The 1,721-nt window shown below is 61.1% G+C and carries 2 protein-coding genes; both read left to right on the top strand.

The features are described from left to right. The coding region (locus ABI213_RS01615; RefSeq protein ID WP_348025845.1) for a YeaH/YhbH family protein at window positions 1–1,172 on the top strand (1,172 nt) is incomplete at its 5' end. Between the two features lie 155 nt (window positions 1,173–1,327). Further along, window positions 1,328–1,721: SpoVR family protein (locus tag ABI213_RS01610; protein WP_348025843.1), on the top strand; the 394-nt coding region annotated here is incomplete at its 3' end.

Genomic DNA, 1,721 nt, shown 5'->3' with positions numbered 1-1,721 from the left:
CCGTGTCCGACGCGGTCAACAAGCGCGGCCTCAAAGACCTGGACAACGGCGAAAAAATCGGCATTTCGGGCCGCGACATCGGCGAGCCGCAGTTTGAGCACGGCAAGGGCGGCGTGTGGGAAACCGTACGCCCCGGCAATGACCGATTTTTGCGTGGCGACCAGGTGGAACGCCCGCCCAACGGCGGTGGTAAAGGCAGCGGCAAGGGCCAGGCCAGCCAGGACGGCGAAGGGCTGGACGAGTTTGTCTTCACCCTCACCCGCGACGAGTTTTTGGACATTTTTTTCGACGAATTGGCGCTGCCCAACCTGGTCAAGCTGCAGCTGGCCCGCATCGAGCAGTACCGCCGCATCCGGGCAGGCTTTGTGCAAACCGGGGTGCCGACCAACATCAACCTCAGCCGCACCATGCGCGGCGCGGCGCTGCGGCGCATCGCCATCGGCGGGCCGTATGCAGCGCAGATCCGGGCGCTGGAAGCCGAGCTGATGGAGCTGCTGACCACCCGCGCCGAGGATGACCCCGAAGTGGAGCAAGCCCGCCGCGACATCGCCAAGCTGCGCGCCAAGATCGAGGCTGTGCCCTTTGTGGACACCTACGACCTGCGCTACAACAACCGCGTGCGCGTGCCCCAGCCGACCACCCAGGCGGTGATGTTTTGCCTGCTGGATGTGTCGGGCTCGATGGACGAGGGCCGCAAGAACGTGGCCAAGCGTTTCTTCATGCTGCTGTACCTGTTTTTGACCCGCAACTACGAGCGCATTGAAGTGGTGTTTATCCGCCACCACACGGTGGCCACCGAGGTAGACGAAGACGACTTTTTCACCTCGCGCGAGTCGGGTGGCACGGTGGTGTCGAGTGCACTCAAACTCATGCACGAGATCATTGTGGCCCGCTACCCCAGCAATGCCTGGAACATCTATGGTGCGCAAGCCTCGGACGGCGACAACTGGCACGACGACTCCCCCCGCTGCAAGGCCTTGCTGGAAGAATCCATCCTGCCCCTGACCCAGTTCTTCGCTTACATCGAAATCACAGACGGCCCGCCGCAAAATCTGTGGGAGGAATACGAGCGCCTGGCCAACAGCAAGCAAGGCACATTCGCCATGCAGCGCATCGCCACCGTGGCCGACATCTACCCGGTATTCCGCGAGTTGTTTAAACGCAGGGCATAGTATGGAGAACACCCCCAGACTTGCCCACTGCGTGTGGCCGCCAACCCCCTTGCAGGGGGCGATGCCAGTGGCCCGGCAAAGCCGGTTCCACGGCATCTACTGGGCTCGTGGATCTCTATTTCGCCCGTCACGCGGCAATTTGGTGGAAACCTAATATGGCTGCAAAAAATCGCTTGCTCCCTACCGGCTCCGAATGGACTTTCGAGGCCATCGAAGAATACGACCAGGCCATCGGCGAAGTGGCCCGCCGTTACGGACTGGACGGCTATCCGCACCTGCTCGAAGTTATCAGCGCCGAGCAGATGATGGATGCCTATGCCTCCATCGGCATGCCGGTGTACTACCACCACTGGTCGTTCGGCAAACACTTTTTGGCCACCGAAAACCGCTACAAGCGCGGCCAGATGGGCCTGGCCTACGAGATCGTCATCAACTCCAACCCTTGCATCAGCTACCTGATGGAAGAAAACACGATGGCGATGCAGGCGCTGGTGATTGCACACGCCGCGTATGGCCACAACAGCTTCTTCAAAGGCAACTACCTCTTTC

Origin of the sequence: Rhodoferax sp., from assembly GCF_039922535.1 — a bacterium.
In the GTDB taxonomy this organism is placed as follows: Bacteria; Pseudomonadota; Gammaproteobacteria; order Burkholderiales; family Burkholderiaceae_C; genus Rhodoferax_B.
The sequence above is the reverse complement of the archived record's forward strand: the minus strand, read 5'-3'. Positions and strand labels throughout refer to the sequence as shown.